The following is a 17,248-nucleotide window of genomic DNA, read 5'->3' on the forward strand; positions in this document are numbered from 1 at the left end:
ATGAGATTTCGTAGCTATATTTTTAGTGTTCTAGTTTTAATTTCAAATGTAATCTATGCGTTTCAGAATAATGATTCTCAAATATTTCAAGATAGTATTCGTGTTGAGGTTGCTAAACTATCTGATAGTTTGCGAGCTCAGAAATATTACAACGCATCATTTCATGCATTGCAACGACTTAATGATTTAAAATTAACGCGCTTGTATGCTGATAGCTCTATGTATTATGCAAAGCTTTCTGGTTTTAAAGATTCAGAAGCTAAATCACATTTTCAATATGGACTTATAGATCGTATAGAAGGAAATTATGAATCTGCATTAAAACATTTAGATCTTAACATTAAATATTTTAAAAATGATTCAACTTTAGTTGCCTATTCACTTTTTCAAGTTGGAGTAATTCATCGAGCTTTAGGTGATTATAATAAAAGTTTAGAAACCTATATTGAAATTCTAAATATTTTTGAAAAAAGGAAAGACTCTTTCGCAGTAGCTTCTACTTTAAATAGTATTGGTAATATATATGGCGACATGAAAAAGCCAGATGATGCCATCACTAATTTTTCTAATGCTTTAGAAATTTTTGAAGCTAAAAAAGAACAACGAGATGTTGTTAATACTCATAAAAACATGTCTAAAATGTATCTTTTAAAACAAGATACACTTACTGCTAAATCACATTTAAAAAAAGCATTATTAATTGCGAGAGCTTCTCAAGAAGACTATGAAATAGCTAAAGTTTTATCAACCTTAGGAAATGTGAATCTTAATTTAAATTTAGATGACGCATTTAATTATCTAAATGAAGCAAAACAAATCTTCGAGGATAAAAATTTCCGAAGAGAATTAATTCCTATATACAGAGATCTAGGTGAATTTTATCAAAAACAATCGAATTATAAATTAGCTTTTGATGCTTACGAGAAGTCTTTGCATCTCGCAGAAGATTACAAGGAACTACCTTACTTAAAAGATGCTTATCATGGACTTTCTGAGTTATACAAGTTAACAGGTGATTATAAAATGGCTTTTGACTTTCAAAATAAATTTATAGCTACAAAGGATTCTTTGTTTAATACAGAAAATTTAAAGACAATAAACCGTCTTCAAAAGCAATTTGAGGCCAAGAAAAAAGACAATGAAATTTATGAACAGAAATTACAATTAGAGACTCAAAAAAGTGAAATACAAAAGAAAAACATGCAGTTCAATTATGCCTTAGGGTTCGCATTTTTACTATTATTAATTTCAATAGCGAGTTGGTTGGTATATAAACAGCGTCAAAAACGTAAGGATCAAGAATTATTAGTAGTCAAAAATGAAGCACAAATACATTCTTTAGAATCTTTGATAGAAGGCGAGGAGAAGGAGCGACTAAGAATTGCAAAGGAGTTGCATGATGGCGTTAATGGAGATCTTTCGGCTATTAAACATAAACTCAATACCTTACTAGAACTTAATAATAAAACCATTAAAGAAGCTGTTGTTATGATTGATAAATCCTGTGAGCAGGTGAGGGCAATTTCTCATAATCTAGTGCCACCTGCTTTAGAGAATTTTGATTTGGAGTCAGCAATTTCAGATTATTGTACTAATATGAATAACGTACATGAACCTCAAATACAATTCAATTATTTAGGAGATACTTTAAACTTACCCAAATTGATGGAAGTTAATATTTATAGAATTACACAAGAATTAGTTATCAATAGCATAAAACATGCTGAAGCAAAAGAGATTAATGTACAGTTAAGTTCTAGAAATAATACGGTTCAATTATCTGTAGATGATGATGGTAAGGGTTTTGATATATCTAATATAACATCTAATGGTATAGGGATTTCAAACATAAAAAATAGAGTTGCGTTCTTAAATGGAGAAATTGATTTTGTATCTTCGGAAAACGGAACATCTGTAAATATTCTTATAGATACATCTAAATTCAATCATGATTAAGGTTTCAATTACAGACGATCATTATGTAGTGCTTAAAGGGATAGAATCACTTTTAAAAGATGAAAAGCACATTCGCGTTATATCAATTCACGAGAATGGGCAAGACACCTTAGAAGCGTTTGAAGTTGAGCAACCCGATATTTTATTTTTAGATATAAATTTGCCAGATATCAATGGCATAGTACTCACTAAAACCATAACCAAATCCTTCCCAAATGTTCGTGTTATTGCCTTAACTAATCATGAAGATGTGTCGTTTGTAAAACGTATTCTAGATAATGGTGCTTTTGGTTATTTGCTTAAAAATGCTCATAAAGAAGAATTACTTCAAGCAATAGATACCGTTTCTAAGGGTGAAAAATACTTACAAAAAGATATTGAGAAAAAAATATTAAATCAATCACTTGGCAGAAAAGAGTTTAGCGCTTTGCAACCTAAATTAACACGACGGGAAACAGAAGTGCTACAGGCAATTTATGAGCAGTTAACTACGCAGGAAATTTCAGAAAAACTATTTATTAGTCCGAAGACTGTTGAAGCTCATCGTATGAACATCATGAGTAAACTTGGTGCAAAAAATAGCGTAGGTATTGTTAAAATAGCGATTCAAAAACAACTTCTTTAAGATTTAGATATATCTTTGCAGTCTAAATAGTTTACATGTCAAATACAATATACATAGGTTATTATTTCAAAGTAAAACCGTTACAGCCAGGAGTTGAAATTCTAATTGCAGAGTTAGGTTATGCAGGTTTTGAAAGCTTCGTAGAAACCGAAGAAGGTGTCACAGCATACATTCAGAAAGAAGAATGGAAAGATAATATGCTTGATGATATACAAATTTTAGAATCAGATGAATTTGAAATTTCTTTTACTTCGGAAGACATTGAACAAACCAACTGGAATGAGGAATGGGAAAAGAACTTTAATCCTATTATTGTAGATGATAAATGTTCTGTACGTGCACCTTTTCATGAAAAGCCAGATACAGAATTTGATATTATTATTGAACCAAAAATGAGTTTTGGTACAGGTCACCATGAAACGACTCACATGATGATTCAGCATATTCTCAAGAATGATTTTGAAGGGAAATCGGTTTTAGATATGGGCTGTGGTACAGGAGTTTTAGCGATTCTAGCAGAACTGAAAGGCGCAAAACCTTTAGATGCCATAGATTATGATAATTGGTGTTATCTCAATAGTTTAGAAAATGTAGAAAGAAATAATAGCAAGCATATTACTGTTTTAGAAGGGGATGCGAGTCTATTGCATGGAAGACATTATGATATAGTTATAGCTAATATTAATAGAAATATTCTACTCAATGATATGGAAACCTATGTCAATACGTTGAATGAAAATGGAGTATTGTTTTTAAGCGGGTTCTACAAAGATGATATCTCAGTCATTGAGGCAGAATGTAATAAATACAGTTTAAAGCTCGTTGATACTTTAGAAAGAAATAACTGGGTAGCTTTAAAATTTCAGAAGTAAGAATAATTTAATATAAATTCATTTATTCGGTAAATAACTCAAAATTTTACACTATAATTTAAAACATTACTAAAATTACGGGGAAACCGTAATTTTTTTATTTTAAAAACGATTATCTTTGTAATGATAATTATCATGGTTTAAGTTGACAAGTTTGTAAGAAATTAACTGTTAATTTAAATTCCCCTACTTACTCGCTTATTATTTATTAACTTAATTTACTCAAAAATGAAAAATTTTAAATTTTTGACCTTAGCAGGTCTATGCCTCATATTTTCTTTTCAATCTTGCGAAAAAGAAAGTGTTATAGAGAATGTTTCAAATCTAAACGAGGATATAATTATTAATATGAACAATTTAGAGAATAGAACTTTAGTAACTGACACAGATTTACTAAATTCTATTCAAACTTTAGATATCGACGTCGGTGTTGTTTCTATAGGAGATTTTCACTTACCAGATGGAACCATAGAAGAAAGAATTTATTTTGGTAGTGATATTACGTTTACTAGAGATGAACTAGACGCATTAATAGGCATTGGTTCTGGTTTAGACCGTCAATATAGAACCTTTAATTTAGTAACAGGAAATAATCAAACTATAAATATCTTAGGTTATACAGGAGGTAGCCAAGCATTATCTAGTAAAGCGCAAACTGCTTTAACAAGAGCAGTTGCAAATTATAATAACATTAGTAATATGACGCTTGATTTTAATTTATCGTTTGGTAACAATTTCGAAGCAGCAGATATGGTAGTATATGATAATTCTATAAATAATTCAGGAAATGGAGGAGTTGCAGGTTTTCCAAACTCAAGTGGAGAACCAAATAAGTTTGTTCAGATTTATGGTATAGAGCAATTTTCAACTAATGTCAACGAGCATGTAATTACTCATGAGATTGGGCACTCTATTGGTTTTCGTCATTCAGATTGGTTCGATCGTTTAAGCTGCCCTGCATCTAGTCAAGGTAATGAAGGAACAGGATCAGATGGTGCTGTGCATATATCTGGAACTCCAACAGGAAGAGATTTGAGTTCAGTTATGCAAGCTTGTTTTTCTACAAGTGTAAGTGGTAATTTTAATGGAAATGATATTACAGCTTTAAGTTCAATGTATCCTGCTAATTCAGGGAGTATTTGTGATGGCGTATCTGAGTGGCAAAGTGGAACAAGTTATAGTATTGGTCAACGTGTTACTTATTTTGGTAATCTTTACGAACGTGTAAGTAGTGGTTGGAGTTTAATAGGACCATGTAACTAAATACATTGTAATAATAAATTATTGTGAATGGGTTGTTTAATTTTATTTAAACAACCCATTTGTATGTTATATAAATTCATTAATTTTAAAATGATATTGTATAAACTTAAATAGAGTAGCTAATTATATTGTATACTCTCCTAACAAAATTTAACATATCTATTAGATCTAAAACAGAAGCTTTTTCGTTTAACTAATAAATATTTTTTAAATTAGCTATATCATATTATTACTATGAATTTTCAAGAAAAAGTAAAAGAAGAATACCTAGTTGATACCTTAGAGCAACCTCTTAATGAGATTGTTGTGTATAATGACGATGTCAATACTTTTGATCATGTCATAAATACCTTAATCTATGCATGCGATCACACACCAGAACAGGCAGAACAATGTTCAATTATTGTTCATTACAAAGGACAATGTACTGTGAAAACAGGTGAGTATAAAGAGTTAGAACCACGTTGTACCATGCTTTTAGAAGCAGGACTAAGTGCTGAGATTATTTAAAATTTATCTCAAATTCTATGGTTTTTAAAATGATAGATTTTGTTAATGTGGTAATTTATCTTTTAATAATCCATAAACATAAGTTCCTAAAAGTGCAGCGAGAATTACAATAATAACCGTAAACGCTCCTGTACCAATAAGAATGTACATTGGTCCTGGGCAGGCTCCAGATAAAGCCCAACCTAATCCAAAAATAATTCCGCCAAGAATATAGCGTGTAAATCCTTTGTCTTTTTTGGGAACTGCTATGAGTCCACCATTTATGTTTTTTAATTTTTTACTTACTAAAAGCAAAATAATCCCGGTGATGACAGCAGTTCCAATAATACCATACATGTGAAATGATTCAAATTTGAACATTTCATAAATGCGATACCATGAGACAGCTTCAGATTTTACGAGTACGATTCCGAAGATAATTCCGACGAACAAAAATTTTATATACTTTATCATGTTATCCGAAAATTAAAGGGAATAATAAATGAATCATAACTAGGCCTCCAATAAAAAAGCCAACAACAGCAATAAGAGATGGTAATTGTAAACTGCTCAAGCCAGTAATAGCATGTCCAGATGTACATCCTCCAGCGTAACGTGTACCAAAACCAACAAGAAATCCGCCAATAATTAAAATGGCTAATCCTTTAAGGTTAAATACAGCATCCCAACTATATAATTCTGCTGGAAGTAAAGATTTACCAGCATTTTCAAAACCAAGTGTGCTAAGCGTTTTAACGGTTTCTGGATTTAAATCCATGTTAGTTGCTGATGATAAATAGAAATGAGCTATAAAACCGCCTATAACAGCTCCTATGATTACTACGAGATTCCAACGTTGTGCTTTCCAATCAAAATCAAAAAATTTCACTTTATTTCCTGCACCAGCAATAGAACAAAGGGTTCTTAGATTAGAGGACATGCCAAATGTTTTTCCGAAATAAATAAGGGTAAACATAATGATTGCTATAAGCGGACCACTAACATACCATGGCCAAGGTTCTAAGATTGATTGCATAATTTATGTTAAATAAAAAAAAGCAAACTATTAATAGTTTGCTTTTTGTTAGTGACCTCGACTGGATTCAAACCAGTAACCTCTTGAGCCGTAATCAAGTGCGCTATTCAGTTGCGCCACGAGGCCAATTTTTGTGGGTGCAAATATATTTCTTTTTACAAGAAACACAAAAGAAAATTGTTTAAAAATATAAATAAATTGAACTCTATAACATTTTTAACCATAAAGCTCAGATAATCACATAAACTAGCAAACCAAAATGGAGAACTATAAGTTTTATGTTTTACTAAATAGTAACCTTAGCAATCATTTCAAATTCATCTTTATTAGTAAGTCTAATCATTTTAATCTCTTTAGACTCTCGATTTGTTCCGTAGTATTTATAAATAGTGACTTTCATAAATGTTGGATTATCTGCTTTTTGATAACGATCTCCATAATATTTTATCTTAACGAAGTAATCGCCTTTTTTCGCTTTTTCTAGAACAAATTCTTCTGGACCAAAACCTTGAGTCATATCTGGCGACATAATGCCTCCAAGTTTAGTTTTGGGATGTGAGTAGAAACATTCTTCTAGATTTGGATCAATAATGTGAAGATCAATATCTGTATCATTATGATTCCAATCTACAACAACTCTAATATCTAAATTAATTTCTGCTAATGATTCTTTATCAATGGAGCTTAAATCTAAATCATCTTTATAATTCTGAATTAAATGTTTGATTTCGTTTTGTGCAATTAATTGCATACCAGGAAATATGCGTCGTTTTGAGTTCTTGTAAATTTCTTCAGTAATAATACTATTAAAGAGATCTAAAGCTTCTTGGCACTTTCCTGTTTTTTGGTAGGCTAAAGCTAAATCACGATAGGATTGTGAGTCTTCTGGTCTAAGTTCTAAGATACGTTGGAAGATGAAAACAGCTAAATCATTTTGATAATTAAGTTGTAATTGGTAGGCGTAAACCTTTAAAAGTTCATAGTCATCAAAATCGGTTTCTGCGATGTTGGATAAGATTCTTGAAGCATAAATAGTATCGTCAAATCTCTTTTGGAAATATGTGGATACATCACTATAATAGGATGGCATTTTCAAATAGTCTTTGCGTTGTTCTAAGTAGAATTTGTAAGCGTCTTCTAATGATTTGGTTTTACTAAGCGCTTTGATATAGTCTGTATCTAGTGTACGTTCTTTAACAACGAGTTTACCTGTGTATTTTTTTGAATCTTGTCTCTCTCTGCTTAAACTCACAGCCGAATTTAATGTATCGTCTGATGGTTCTTCTAGTCTCATTTCTTCTACTTCAATGATCTCTTCATCCAAGTCCATAAGATTAGGAGCTGTCATGAAATTTATTGTTGTCTCATCCTCATTCATAAAATCACTTAAGGTTCCTTGAGAAGGTGTCCAGTCATCTTCAGAAACCATAGCATTTGCAGAAGGTCTTCTTCTTAAACTAACTGCATTACTAATCGTAGATTCTTCTTTTTCTCGTTGTTCTATCTCTGCGAGAAGCTTATTATACTCTTCTTGCAATTCTTCAGGAGGTGTGATTTTATAACGAACATAATCCATGACATTTTCTAGGACAATCAAAGAGGTGTAGTCTGTAACCAAACTATAATCTATACCTAATTGTGTGATGTCAGATTTGTTAGCTTTAGAGTTGCTCGCAAGTGCATTCAGTTTTTGCTGAGCCCAAAGTCTTTTTGCCATTGAGTTTGCGTTTTCTGAAGTTTTAATTTTAAGATCTATACTTTGTGTTATCTTATTCCCGAAGCCAAAATTAAGCGTAACAATATCTCCATTTTTTAAATTTTTTCCTGCAATTGAAAAATCATTATCTATACTTTTAGGTCCTTTAGGATACATTTCAAGCGTACTGGAATTTGTGGAATAACTTATGAATTTATAAGGTTCATAAGTGATGAGTTTGAAGGCTTCAGATTCTGAAAGTGTATTAAGATTGACGTAAGCACCATTAGATAATTCTGCTAGTTGGTTCAATTTTTGAAAATTTGATTTCACTAAACTATTAACTACAAAGAGTGGTTTTGAGGTTTTAAAATTGTAGTCGCTTAAAGATGCCATACCATCACTAAACAGAAAAGATACATCTGTCGTGTTGTTTAAATTGTAGATGACATCATAGTTAGTTGCACCATCATAGATTGTGTTTTGGATTTCTTCTTTTAAGGTGTTCCAATTTCCGTTTTGTATTGTAAATGATGTATTCTTTAAAACTGTGTTACTAAAAGCAATAAATGAAACGTCTACATTTTTTATTTCTGAAAAATAAGCTTCCAACAAACTGAGTTCTTTCTCAAGATTTCTACTTTCCGTAGATAATGAAGCATCCCAATATATTGTGATATTTTTTGGTTTGAAACGTAGTCTCTTTTTTGGAGACAACGTTTTATAGGCATAAAAATAATTGTCATAAACCAATATCTTTTCAGCATCAATAGGCATTGGTATTTTGATTAACAAACTATTATTTGGGATGTAATTTTTTTTAGAGATAGTAGTTTTAAAGTTCTTATCCCAATTAGAGAATTGGAGCCCAGAGATTTGACCTTTTTCAATAACAGGTTTAGATTTTTGTTCAAAAACAGTAATTTCTAATGTAAAGTCATCAAGTTTGTTTTTAAAATTTAAAGGTAAATTATAATAATTAGCGTCCTCTTTATATAACAATTCTTGCTCATAAGCCAATACTACGCGTTTATAACCTTTTGCAGGAATTGGGTAGATTCTAGCCTTGTAATTATTACCAGTTCCTTTTTCTAAAAGTGCTGGATCTACTTGTCTTCTCACAACATCTTCAAAAGCAATACGTCCCAATTCTTTATCAACAACAACTGCATCTCTTAGTTTTCCATTAACATCTAGTGCAAATCTCGACACATTATGTCCATCTCCAAGAGGGAAATCTAATTGACCTTCTAAAATTGCATTTGTAGGATTATAAAAAAGCATATCATAAGTTGTGGTAGCAATATTACCAACAACGTCTACTTTGATATCTAAGGATGATAATCCAAGAGGTTTGTCTTTTACTTTTAACGTTGGTATGTTTTGAGAGTATCCAAAAGCCACAAAGAGTAGCATTAAAGAGAGTAGAGTTCTTTGTTTCATAATAGTTTAACGGTAAATAGTTAGAAATATTTAAACCATATCACAAGATTTGTGCCAGTATAAAAAAGAAATTATAGAAAAAATTATCCCAAAGCACGAGAGGTCACATAAACTCGCCAACCAATAATGACTAATTGAAATTTAGTGGCTTTGCTTAGATCTAACTGTTGTTTAGAAAAACTAGGTAAGAGTATTTTGTTGAGTTTGGCTAGTGCCTTAAAGAAATTTTGTTTCATACACCAAAGTTTTATAGAAAATAACCGTAGTGCAAAATTAGTATTTTAATATTTAAAGAACTTGATTTTTAAAATGACATAAAACTTATTCTAGACTAAGTTTTACTATCATGTGGTTGATTTAGCTTATCGAAAAAAGAATATCGATAATTAGTTTTGTAAGTGTCATCATAATGTTAGGTTTTTAAGGTTAGTAATTGATTATATATTTGATTGAGTTTTCAATATATATACTTAGAAAGCCATTCACCAAACGTTTATAATAAAATTTATGAAATTGAATATAAAATTATAACTAAAAAGATGATATGTGTTTCGATTAATATGTGACTTGCTTTATTGATGTTATGATTTGTAACATTAAATGGTGTTTTTTGTTGTTTTTTGTAAGTATTCAAGGGTGTTTTTGACTCTTTTTATTCAAACTAAGGGCGTTTTCATCATTAAATCGACAAATTTTAAACATTCTATTATTTTGGTTTTTCATTTCTTTAAATTTTAATTAATTTTTTTTGAATGAAAAACAGCCTGTTTTGTGTTAAAGTTCATGATTTCTTAAAGTCTTAATCACAAATAGAATTAAGAGATGATTACATTTGTAAAAAACACAGACTATGAAAAAAACATTACTCATTGCATTAACTCTATTTGTAGCACAATTTTCTTTTGGACAAATTGTAATCAATGAATTAGATTGTGATACCTCTTTTGAAGGAGACAATGTTGATAGACATGAATTTATTGAATTATTATCTGAAACACCAAATTTCCCTTTAGATGGTTATGTTGTTGTATTTTTTAATGGTTCTTCATCAGGTAATAACTCAAGCTACTTCACAGTAGATCTTGATGGTTATACTACAGATATAAATGGATTACTGCTCATAGGTAGTAACTCTGTAAGTCCTGTGCCTCAATTTTTAATTGCAGAAAACGTGATTCAAAATGGAGCAGATGCAGTAGCGATATATCAAGGAAGTTATTTTGATTTCCCTGAAGAAACTGTTGCAACTATCGATAACCTAGTAGATGTTTTGCTCTATGATACCTCAGATTCTGATGACCAAGACTTTATTGATATCTTTAGTGCAGACCCTAGATTTACAGATATCGAACAAATTAATGAAGGTTCTTCTAATAATACCAATTCCATTCAGCGTTTTGTTGATACTGAAGGCAATGTAACCTACACTTCAACAACACCAACTCCAAGAGCATTGAACGATGGAAGTGGAGTATTACTCAATGGTATTACTATAGCTATTGCACAAGAACAGTATAATGAATTTGATTCTTTTGATATCACTTTTACTTCAGAAACTCCAGTTACAGAGGAACTTAATTTTGAAATATTATTTGATAATTTTGGGTTTAATGCTTCAGATTTTACAGGAAATACATCTATTACTATTCCTTTAAATCAAACCACAGCTTCAACAACTATTACTCTAATTGACGATGAAGATGATGAAGGTGATGAGGTTGCAAAACTTCGTTTTGAAAATTTACCAGTTGAGTATTTGGCACTTAATAATAATATTAAGATTCGTATTGTAGATAACGATTTTACAATGGCAAATTTTGGTACACCTTTGAATCCTACCTTCGGAAACGTAACCAGTACACAACCTACAGGCTATTATAATTCCCTTGATGGCTTAGCAGATGATGAATTACGTCAAGCCTTACAAGATATTATTGCAGATCCAACTGTAGTGAGAGCTCAAACTTATGCAGATGTTTTAGATATTTTGGTAGAAGCAGATGAAAATCCATTACATAGTAATCAAGTATGGTTAGTGTATAAAGAATTTGGTCGTTCTAAATTAGATGTACAAACAGACTCAAATAATTTTGAAAAATGGAACAGAGAACATACGTACCCAAGATCTAGAGGAAACTTTGGAGATAGAGAAGGAGATGAAATTGCAGATGGAAGAGATGTTTTCTGGGCAACAAAAGCAGATTCTACACGTCACGCAAATTCAGATGCACACGCACTTCGTCCTGCAGATGCGATAGAAAATAGTACGCGTAACAATAAAAATTATGGTGATCCAACATTTGGAGCATACAATGGTCCTACAGGAACTGCTGGCAGTTTCTATGGAGATGTTGCAAGAAGCGTTTTGTATTTGGAAATTAGATATAATGACTTATCAGTTCTTAATGGATACCCAGTGATACCAGATTTAGAAGATTACCCAGGGGAATTAGGAGATCTCGAAACTTTATTAGAATGGCACAGAAATGATCCACCAGATGATTATGAAATGAATCGTAACAATGTCGTTTATACATGGCAATTTAATAGAAACCCATTTATAGATCAACCAGATTTAGTAGAATATATTTGGGGAACACAAGTTGGTCAAATGTGGGATCAAGAATTGAGTGTTAATGAGTTTGACCAAAATCAAATTAGTGTATATCCAAACCCAACAACAAATAGTATTACTATAAAAGGACTCAATACTCAAGCAGATTTACAAGTGTTTTCTATAGAAGGGAAATTGCTTAAATCATTTGATTATAGTGGTGAAGCTATAGTAAATTTAAATCTCCCAAGCGGAATATATTTATTAACTATTTCTTCGGAAGACAAGCAAATCGTAAAGAAGCTTGTAGTTAATTAGATAGATATCTAGATTTTTTAAAAAAGTAAACCCTTCAGATTTTTAATATTCTGAAGGGTTTGTTTTTATATAAATTTCCGAAGAATTAATTACCTATGGCACGAACATAAAGTTTATCATCACTAGACTTTCCCATTACGATATCTGGTATTGCTTGATTCTTTTCTTTCCATGATGCGCTAGACTTTCTACCATCATTGTCATCTAAAGCAATTTTAATACTAGTGATTTCTCCTGCTTTGTTGCGTTTTACTTTAGTGAATTTTGCTTCTATACCATGTTTTATTAACTCTCGTTTTTGTTTTTCTAAAAATGAATCTGATGAATTTTTAGTAAGGATATATTCTGCAGTTACTTTTCCATTGTCATCTTCATAAATAACCGTAGTAACAGCTGTTTTAATTTTCCAAGGATTATTATCTTCAACTTCAACTTCTAAAGCCTTATCGCTTCCATTTACGAAAGCATATATTTTTGATTTGATAATGATAACTCCATTCTTTCCTTTTTCACCATATATTTTTATAGCATTTTCATCTTTGATGACATTCATACTCTTTATATTATTTGCATCTATAAGCTGAAATTCTTTTTGAGAAATAATTTTATCGTCGAGTATATATAAAGGTTTTTCTTCAGAAGACTTTTTAGAAACAAACTCATAAGTTTTTTTATCATTTTTATCTACAGAGAATATTTTATAAGTTGTTGAATCTGTAGTTTCATCAATTTCAAAAGTTTGAACTTGTACATCTCCTGAGATAGCCCAAGGATTTTTCGATTTAGTTTTCAAAACAATAACACCGTTTTTCCCTTTGTCTCCATAAGCTTCTATGGCAGATTTATCTTTCAGGACATTCATGGATTTAATGTTATTGGTATCTAAATTTTTAAGAGTTGATTTTTTAGCAATTTTGCCATCAATAATAATTAATGGATCTTCAGATTTTGAAACGAAAACATTTGCGTTTCCATTTTCAGAAGCATTGATGGTTGTTTTTTTACCGTCGTTACTTATCCATGTTTGGATTTTAGAATTTCTATTAATAAAAATTGAATCTCCTTCTTTTGTTAAATGATTACTTTGTTTAGTAAAGAAAATAGAATCTGCTTCAATCAATCTTGAGTTAGAACTTCCAGTAGATTGAATTTTGGTTTGACCCTTATGTGTTTTGTATATTTTGGGATTTCTGTCTGTAAAAGTGCCAACAACAAATGAATCTTCACTACTTTTAAAGATGAAGGGTTCCATAGTTTTATCTGAGTTGACGTTGTAAGTACCACTATTTCCATTGTACTCAAATTTTGTTCTAATAGCAGTAATATCTCCATTTTTATCACGTTTAACTCCAGAATAATCAAAAGATACGCCTTTATCTTCTAATTTCTTCTTGATTAGGACTAAGTCAGCATCACTCATGTCTTTAGTGAATATTTGCTCGATATCTTCGGTTTGAATGAGTTCCATTACAGGTTCTTCATTTAATGGAATTTCAACATATATATCTTCTGTGTTAAAACTCATCATAAAAAATGCTAGTAAAGGAAGGACTAAAGCGGATTTAAATTGATTTATTTTACTCGATTTTGATTTGTGTAACATAACGATTCGTTTTTTGATTAATGATGTGTAAAAATTATTAGTGATTGCTAATTGATGATTCTGTACACTAGTTTTTAATAATACAGTTTGATAACTTTTCTCGCATGGCGAAATGTGCTGTGCTTTTTGATCTGCAATAAATTCTAAATTTTGCTGCAACGCTTTTTTATATAACCAAACGATAGGGTTGAACCAAAATAAAACACAGGCTAATTGAGATATAATTGTATCAATAGAATGCCATTGTTGTGTGTGTGCTTTTTCGTGATTAATAATGTGTGTGAGTTCATCTTTTTCAAATTGTTTCGGATTGTAGACAATTCGATCAAAAAATGAAAAAGGCGTGATATTTCGGGTAGTTTCTAATAATTTAAATGAACCTAATGATATGGTTTTACTAGAGTTTATGACTTTCCGAAGCGATAAAAAGTCAACGATCAACTTTCCGAAGAAAAATAAAATACCAGCAAAATATGTCCAGATTATAAGTTGCATGTAATCAAATGGTTCTTCTATAATAGTTTGAGTAGGAGTGAGGTTGTCATAATTGATAAGAAAGTTGCTATTGTTTGTTACCGTATATTCAATATATACAGGAATCACAACCAAAGGAATGACGCATGAAATTATCAAACCAGATAATAGAAACCATCTGTTAGCTTGAAAAAAGGTCTCTTTTTGTAAAAACAATTGATAGCATGCATAAAAAATAAATAAAACCGCAGATGCTTTTAATATATAGTCCATGATTATTTCTTTTTTTCAATTAAAGCGATAATTTCTTTTAATTCATCAACGCTAATTTTTTCTTCTTTAGCAAAGAAGGAGACGACATTTTTATATGAGTTATTAAAGTAGTTTTCAATAGCTGTATTCATAAATCGTTCTTTGTAGGCTTCTTTGTCAACAATAGGGAAGTATTGGTGGGTTTTACCAAAGGCATTATAACTCACATAGCCTTTCTCTTCAAGATTTCTTATAATTGTTGAGAGTGTGTTGTAATGTGGTTTGTCTTCTTGAATTTCTGCAAGTACATCTTTTACAAAGGCTTTTTCTAGCTTCCATAAGATGTGCATGATTTCTTCTTCCTTATTTGTTAGTTTTTGCATAAGTATCATAATTTGTGAGAACAATACAAATCTATAACTATTTTTATAGTTATACAACTGTTTATGTAGTTGTTTAACTGAAAATTAAGTTTTCAGAATTCTAGAGGTGTTTGATTTTAATTATTTTGTATTGTATTATCTTCGCAGGATTATAGCATTTGACACTTTAAAAAAAGTGTGTAAAATAAAATATTTATGAGTATAGTTTGGATCATTTTAGGTTTGTTATTGTTGGTCATAGGAGGTGAGTTTTTAGTACGTGCCTCTGTTGGTATGTCATTTAAATTAAATATCTCTAAGATGGTTATTGGGATGACTGTAGTGAGTTTTGCTACGTCTGCTCCTGAGTTATTAGTGAGTTTAAATGCTGCATTAACTGGTTCTCCTGCTATTGCGATTAATAATGTTATTGGTTCTAATATCGCTAATATTGGTTTGGTTTTAGGGATTACTGCGTTGGTTAGTACTATCGTAGTAGATAAATCTTTTTATAAACTAAATTGGCCAGTAATGATGGTGTTTTCTTTAGCATTGTATTATTTTTTATGGAATGACAATCAGCTAACAGCCATAGAAGGCGGTATTTTATTTGTTGGTTTAATTGTCTTTTTAGTGGTTTTAATTAGGTCAGCAAAAAAGGATGCTGTTGTAGAAGAAATCGATGAGAGTCTTGCTGTAGTTTCAAATTTTAAAATTGTAATCTGGTTGCTTATAGGTGCAGCTGCACTTTATTTTGGATCAGTTTGGTTGGTAGATGGTGCAAAAGACTTGGCAATAAAATTAGGTGTAAGTGATGCAGTAATTGCTGCAACTGTTATTGCTATTGGTACTAGTGTTCCCGAATTGGCTGCATCTGTTATTGCTGCTGTAAAAAAGGAAAAGGCATTGTCGTTGGGTAATTTAATTGGTTCTAATATTTTTAATATTGCTTCTGTTTTAGGGTTGACATCAATGATAAAGACAATACCAGTTACAGATGCAGCAATTTTAGATAAGGATATCTTTTGGATGTTGGCTTTTGCTGCTGTATTAATTCCGTTGATAATGATTCCGAAGAAATTTCAAATCTCTAGATATAAAGGTCTTTTATTAGTTGTTGCTTATTGTACATTTATTTTCTTAGCATTTAAATCTCAAGCATAAAAAAACGCCTTCTCATTATAAGAAGACGTTTTCATGAACAAAATGATATATTGTAATCTAGCTAATATTAGCAGATTTTACAGTCTTAATAATACGACCTGCAATCTTGTATGGATCACCGTTTGATGCTGGACGACGATCTTCTAACCATCCTTTCCAACCTTTCTCTACTGTGATAATTGGAATACGAATAGAAGCTCCTCTATCTGAAACTCCATAGCTAAAGTCATGAATAGATGCTGTTTCGTGTTCACCTGTTAAGCGTTGGTCATTAAACTCACCGTAAACAGCAATGTGTTCTTTTACAACTGGTCTAAAAGCTTCACATATTTTTTCATAAGTTTCTTTGCTTCCACAAGTTCTTAGAACTGTGTTAGAGAAATTTGCGTGCATCCCAGAACCATTCCAGTCCATATCTTTTCCTAATGGCTTAGGGTGGTATTCTATATAGTAGCCATATTGCTCAGTTAAACGGTCTAATAAGTATCGTGAAACCCATATTTCATCTCCAGCGGTCTTAGCACCTTTTGCGAATAATTGATATTCCCATTGTCCAGAAGCAACCTCTTGGTTAATACCTTCAAAATTTAAACCAGCAGCAATACAAAGATCTGCGTGTTCTTCTACTAAGTCTCTACCATGTGTATGTAATCCTCCAACAGAACAATAATACATTCCTTGTGGCGCAGGATAACCACCAATAGGGAAACCTAAAGGTAATTGTGTTTGCGTATTCATAATAAAGTACTCTTGCTCAAAACCAAACCAGAAATCGTTATCATCGTCATCAATAGTTGCTCTACCATTAGATATATGAGGCGTGCCATCTGCATTTAAAACTTCTGTCATTACTAAGAATCCATCCTTTCTTGCAGGATCTGGATAAATAGCAACGGGCTTTAATAAGCAATCAGAAGCTCCTCCTGAGGCTTGTTTTGTAGAAGAGCCATCAAAAGACCAGATTGGACAATCTTCTAATTTACCACTAAAGTCATTCTCAACTTTAGTTTTACTTCTCATGTTTTGAGTTGGTTTATAACCATCTAGCCAAATGTACTCTAACTTTGATTTGCTCATGCTGTTTTTAAGTTTTAAAATTTTAAAGTACAAATATTAAGTTTTTTATGTTTATGTCAAAAAA

General features: G+C 31.1%; 14 protein-coding genes and 1 tRNA gene. 7 read left to right on the forward strand and 8 right to left on the reverse strand.

Annotated elements, in window-relative coordinates; translation table 11 throughout:
• The 5 genes from IM744_RS07035 to IM744_RS07055 all read left to right on the forward strand — a co-directional run bounded on the left by IM744_RS07035 (position 1) and on the right by IM744_RS07055 (position 5,226).
• On the forward strand, positions 1–1,956 hold the full coding sequence (locus IM744_RS07035; RefSeq protein ID WP_194507423.1) for a tetratricopeptide repeat-containing sensor histidine kinase: 1,956 nt from the start codon (positions 1–3) through the stop codon (positions 1,954–1,956).
• Complete coding sequence (locus IM744_RS07040; protein ID WP_194507424.1) at positions 1,949–2,581, forward strand: response regulator; 633 nt, start codon at positions 1,949–1,951, stop codon at positions 2,579–2,581. The genes IM744_RS07035 and IM744_RS07040 overlap by 8 nt, the downstream gene beginning before the upstream one ends.
• 35 nt (positions 2,582–2,616) lie before the next feature.
• Entirely contained in the window at positions 2,617–3,453 is an 837-nt protein-coding gene (gene prmA, locus IM744_RS07045; RefSeq protein WP_194507425.1) for a 50S ribosomal protein L11 methyltransferase, read from the forward strand.
• 228 nt (positions 3,454–3,681) lie between these two features.
• Positions 3,682–4,716: a M57 family metalloprotease gene (locus tag IM744_RS07050; RefSeq protein ID WP_194507426.1), complete on the forward strand. Its 1,035-nt coding sequence runs from the start codon at positions 3,682–3,684 to the stop codon at positions 4,714–4,716.
• Positions 4,717–4,950: 234 nt separating this feature from the next.
• The gene (locus IM744_RS07055) at positions 4,951–5,226 is read left to right on the forward strand and encodes an ATP-dependent Clp protease adaptor ClpS (RefSeq protein ID WP_194507427.1); all 276 of its coding nucleotides are present in this window, start codon (positions 4,951–4,953) and stop codon (positions 5,224–5,226) included.
• 42 nt (positions 5,227–5,268) lie between these two features.
• Here IM744_RS07055 and IM744_RS07060 read toward each other — a convergent pair whose 3' ends face one another.
• From IM744_RS07060 to IM744_RS07080, 5 genes are all read right to left on the reverse strand, one after another.
• On the reverse strand, positions 5,269–5,676 hold the full coding sequence (locus IM744_RS07060) for a DUF6691 family protein (RefSeq protein WP_194507954.1): 408 nt from the start codon (positions 5,674–5,676) through the stop codon (positions 5,269–5,271).
• Between the two features lie 4 nt (positions 5,677–5,680).
• Positions 5,681–6,241: a YeeE/YedE family protein gene (locus IM744_RS07065; RefSeq protein WP_194507428.1), complete on the reverse strand. Its 561-nt coding sequence runs from the start codon at positions 6,239–6,241 to the stop codon at positions 5,681–5,683.
• Between the two features lie 52 nt (positions 6,242–6,293).
• Positions 6,294–6,367 (reverse strand) — tRNA-Arg (locus IM744_RS07070).
• Positions 6,368–6,527: 160 nt separating this feature from the next.
• Positions 6,528–9,380 carry a VIT domain-containing protein gene (locus IM744_RS07075; protein WP_241738299.1) on the reverse strand — a complete coding sequence of 951 codons (2,853 nt, stop codon included), beginning with the start codon at positions 9,378–9,380 and terminating at the stop codon, positions 6,528–6,530.
• 83 nt (positions 9,381–9,463) lie between these two features.
• Positions 9,464–9,616 (reverse strand): SsrA-binding protein, encoded by a 153-nt coding sequence (locus tag IM744_RS07080; protein WP_194507429.1) that lies wholly within the window; start codon positions 9,614–9,616, stop codon positions 9,464–9,466.
• Between the two features lie 614 nt (positions 9,617–10,230).
• Between IM744_RS07080 and IM744_RS07085 the strand changes: the two genes are divergently transcribed.
• Complete coding sequence (locus IM744_RS07085; protein ID WP_194507430.1) at positions 10,231–12,252, forward strand: endonuclease; 2,022 nt, start codon at positions 10,231–10,233, stop codon at positions 12,250–12,252.
• 85 nt (positions 12,253–12,337) lie between these two features.
• On the opposite strand, the gene IM744_RS07090 is transcribed toward IM744_RS07085, so the two are convergent.
• Both IM744_RS07090 and IM744_RS07095 read right to left on the reverse strand, forming a co-directional pair.
• The gene (locus tag IM744_RS07090; RefSeq protein WP_194507431.1) at positions 12,338–14,602 is read right to left on the reverse strand and encodes a M56 family metallopeptidase; all 2,265 of its coding nucleotides are present in this window, start codon (positions 14,600–14,602) and stop codon (positions 12,338–12,340) included.
• A 2-nt stretch (positions 14,603–14,604) separates the two neighbouring features.
• Positions 14,605–14,964 (reverse strand): BlaI/MecI/CopY family transcriptional regulator, encoded by a 360-nt coding sequence (locus IM744_RS07095; protein ID WP_194507432.1) that lies wholly within the window; start codon positions 14,962–14,964, stop codon positions 14,605–14,607.
• Between the two features lie 195 nt (positions 14,965–15,159).
• Between IM744_RS07095 and IM744_RS07100 the strand changes: the two genes are divergently transcribed.
• On the forward strand, positions 15,160–16,107 hold the full coding sequence (locus tag IM744_RS07100) for a calcium/sodium antiporter (RefSeq protein WP_194507433.1): 948 nt from the start codon (positions 15,160–15,162) through the stop codon (positions 16,105–16,107).
• A gap of 57 nt (positions 16,108–16,164) precedes the next feature.
• Here the strand turns inward: IM744_RS07100 and IM744_RS07105 are convergent, their stop codons facing one another.
• Positions 16,165–17,184 (reverse strand): glutamine synthetase beta-grasp domain-containing protein, encoded by a 1,020-nt coding sequence (locus IM744_RS07105; RefSeq protein WP_194507434.1) that lies wholly within the window; start codon positions 17,182–17,184, stop codon positions 16,165–16,167.
• Between the last annotated feature and the right edge of the window lie 64 nt (positions 17,185–17,248).

Source organism: Psychroserpens luteus, assembly GCF_015319355.1.
Taxonomy (GTDB): Bacteria; Bacteroidota; Bacteroidia; order Flavobacteriales; family Flavobacteriaceae; genus Psychroserpens; species Psychroserpens luteus.

Bases quoted from the DNA above. Each gene is read 5' to 3' on its own strand.
- IM744_RS07035 (WP_194507423.1), top strand. From the start codon at position 1: ATGAGATTTCGTAGCTATATTTTTAGTGTTCTAGTTTTAATTTCAAAT.
- IM744_RS07040 (WP_194507424.1), top strand. From the start codon at position 1,949: ATGATTAAGGTTTCAATTACAGACGATCATTATGTAGTGCTTAAAGGG.
- prmA (WP_194507425.1), top strand. From the start codon at position 2,617: ATGTCAAATACAATATACATAGGTTATTATTTCAAAGTAAAACCGTTA.
- IM744_RS07050 (WP_194507426.1), top strand. From the start codon at position 3,682: ATGAAAAATTTTAAATTTTTGACCTTAGCAGGTCTATGCCTCATATTT.
- IM744_RS07055 (WP_194507427.1), top strand. From the start codon at position 4,951: ATGAATTTTCAAGAAAAAGTAAAAGAAGAATACCTAGTTGATACCTTA.
- IM744_RS07065 (WP_194507428.1), bottom strand. From the start codon at position 6,241: ATGCAATCAATCTTAGAACCTTGGCCATGGTATGTTAGTGGTCCGCTT.
- IM744_RS07075 (WP_241738299.1), bottom strand. From the start codon at position 9,380: ATGAAACAAAGAACTCTACTCTCTTTAATGCTACTCTTTGTGGCTTTT.
- IM744_RS07080 (WP_194507429.1), bottom strand. From the start codon at position 9,616: ATGAAACAAAATTTCTTTAAGGCACTAGCCAAACTCAACAAAATACTC.
- IM744_RS07085 (WP_194507430.1), top strand. From the start codon at position 10,231: ATGAAAAAAACATTACTCATTGCATTAACTCTATTTGTAGCACAATTT.
- IM744_RS07090 (WP_194507431.1), bottom strand. From the start codon at position 14,602: ATGGACTATATATTAAAAGCATCTGCGGTTTTATTTATTTTTTATGCA.
- IM744_RS07095 (WP_194507432.1), bottom strand. From the start codon at position 14,964: ATGCAAAAACTAACAAATAAGGAAGAAGAAATCATGCACATCTTATGG.
- IM744_RS07100 (WP_194507433.1), top strand. From the start codon at position 15,160: ATGAGTATAGTTTGGATCATTTTAGGTTTGTTATTGTTGGTCATAGGA.
- IM744_RS07105 (WP_194507434.1), bottom strand. From the start codon at position 17,184: ATGAGCAAATCAAAGTTAGAGTACATTTGGCTAGATGGTTATAAACCA.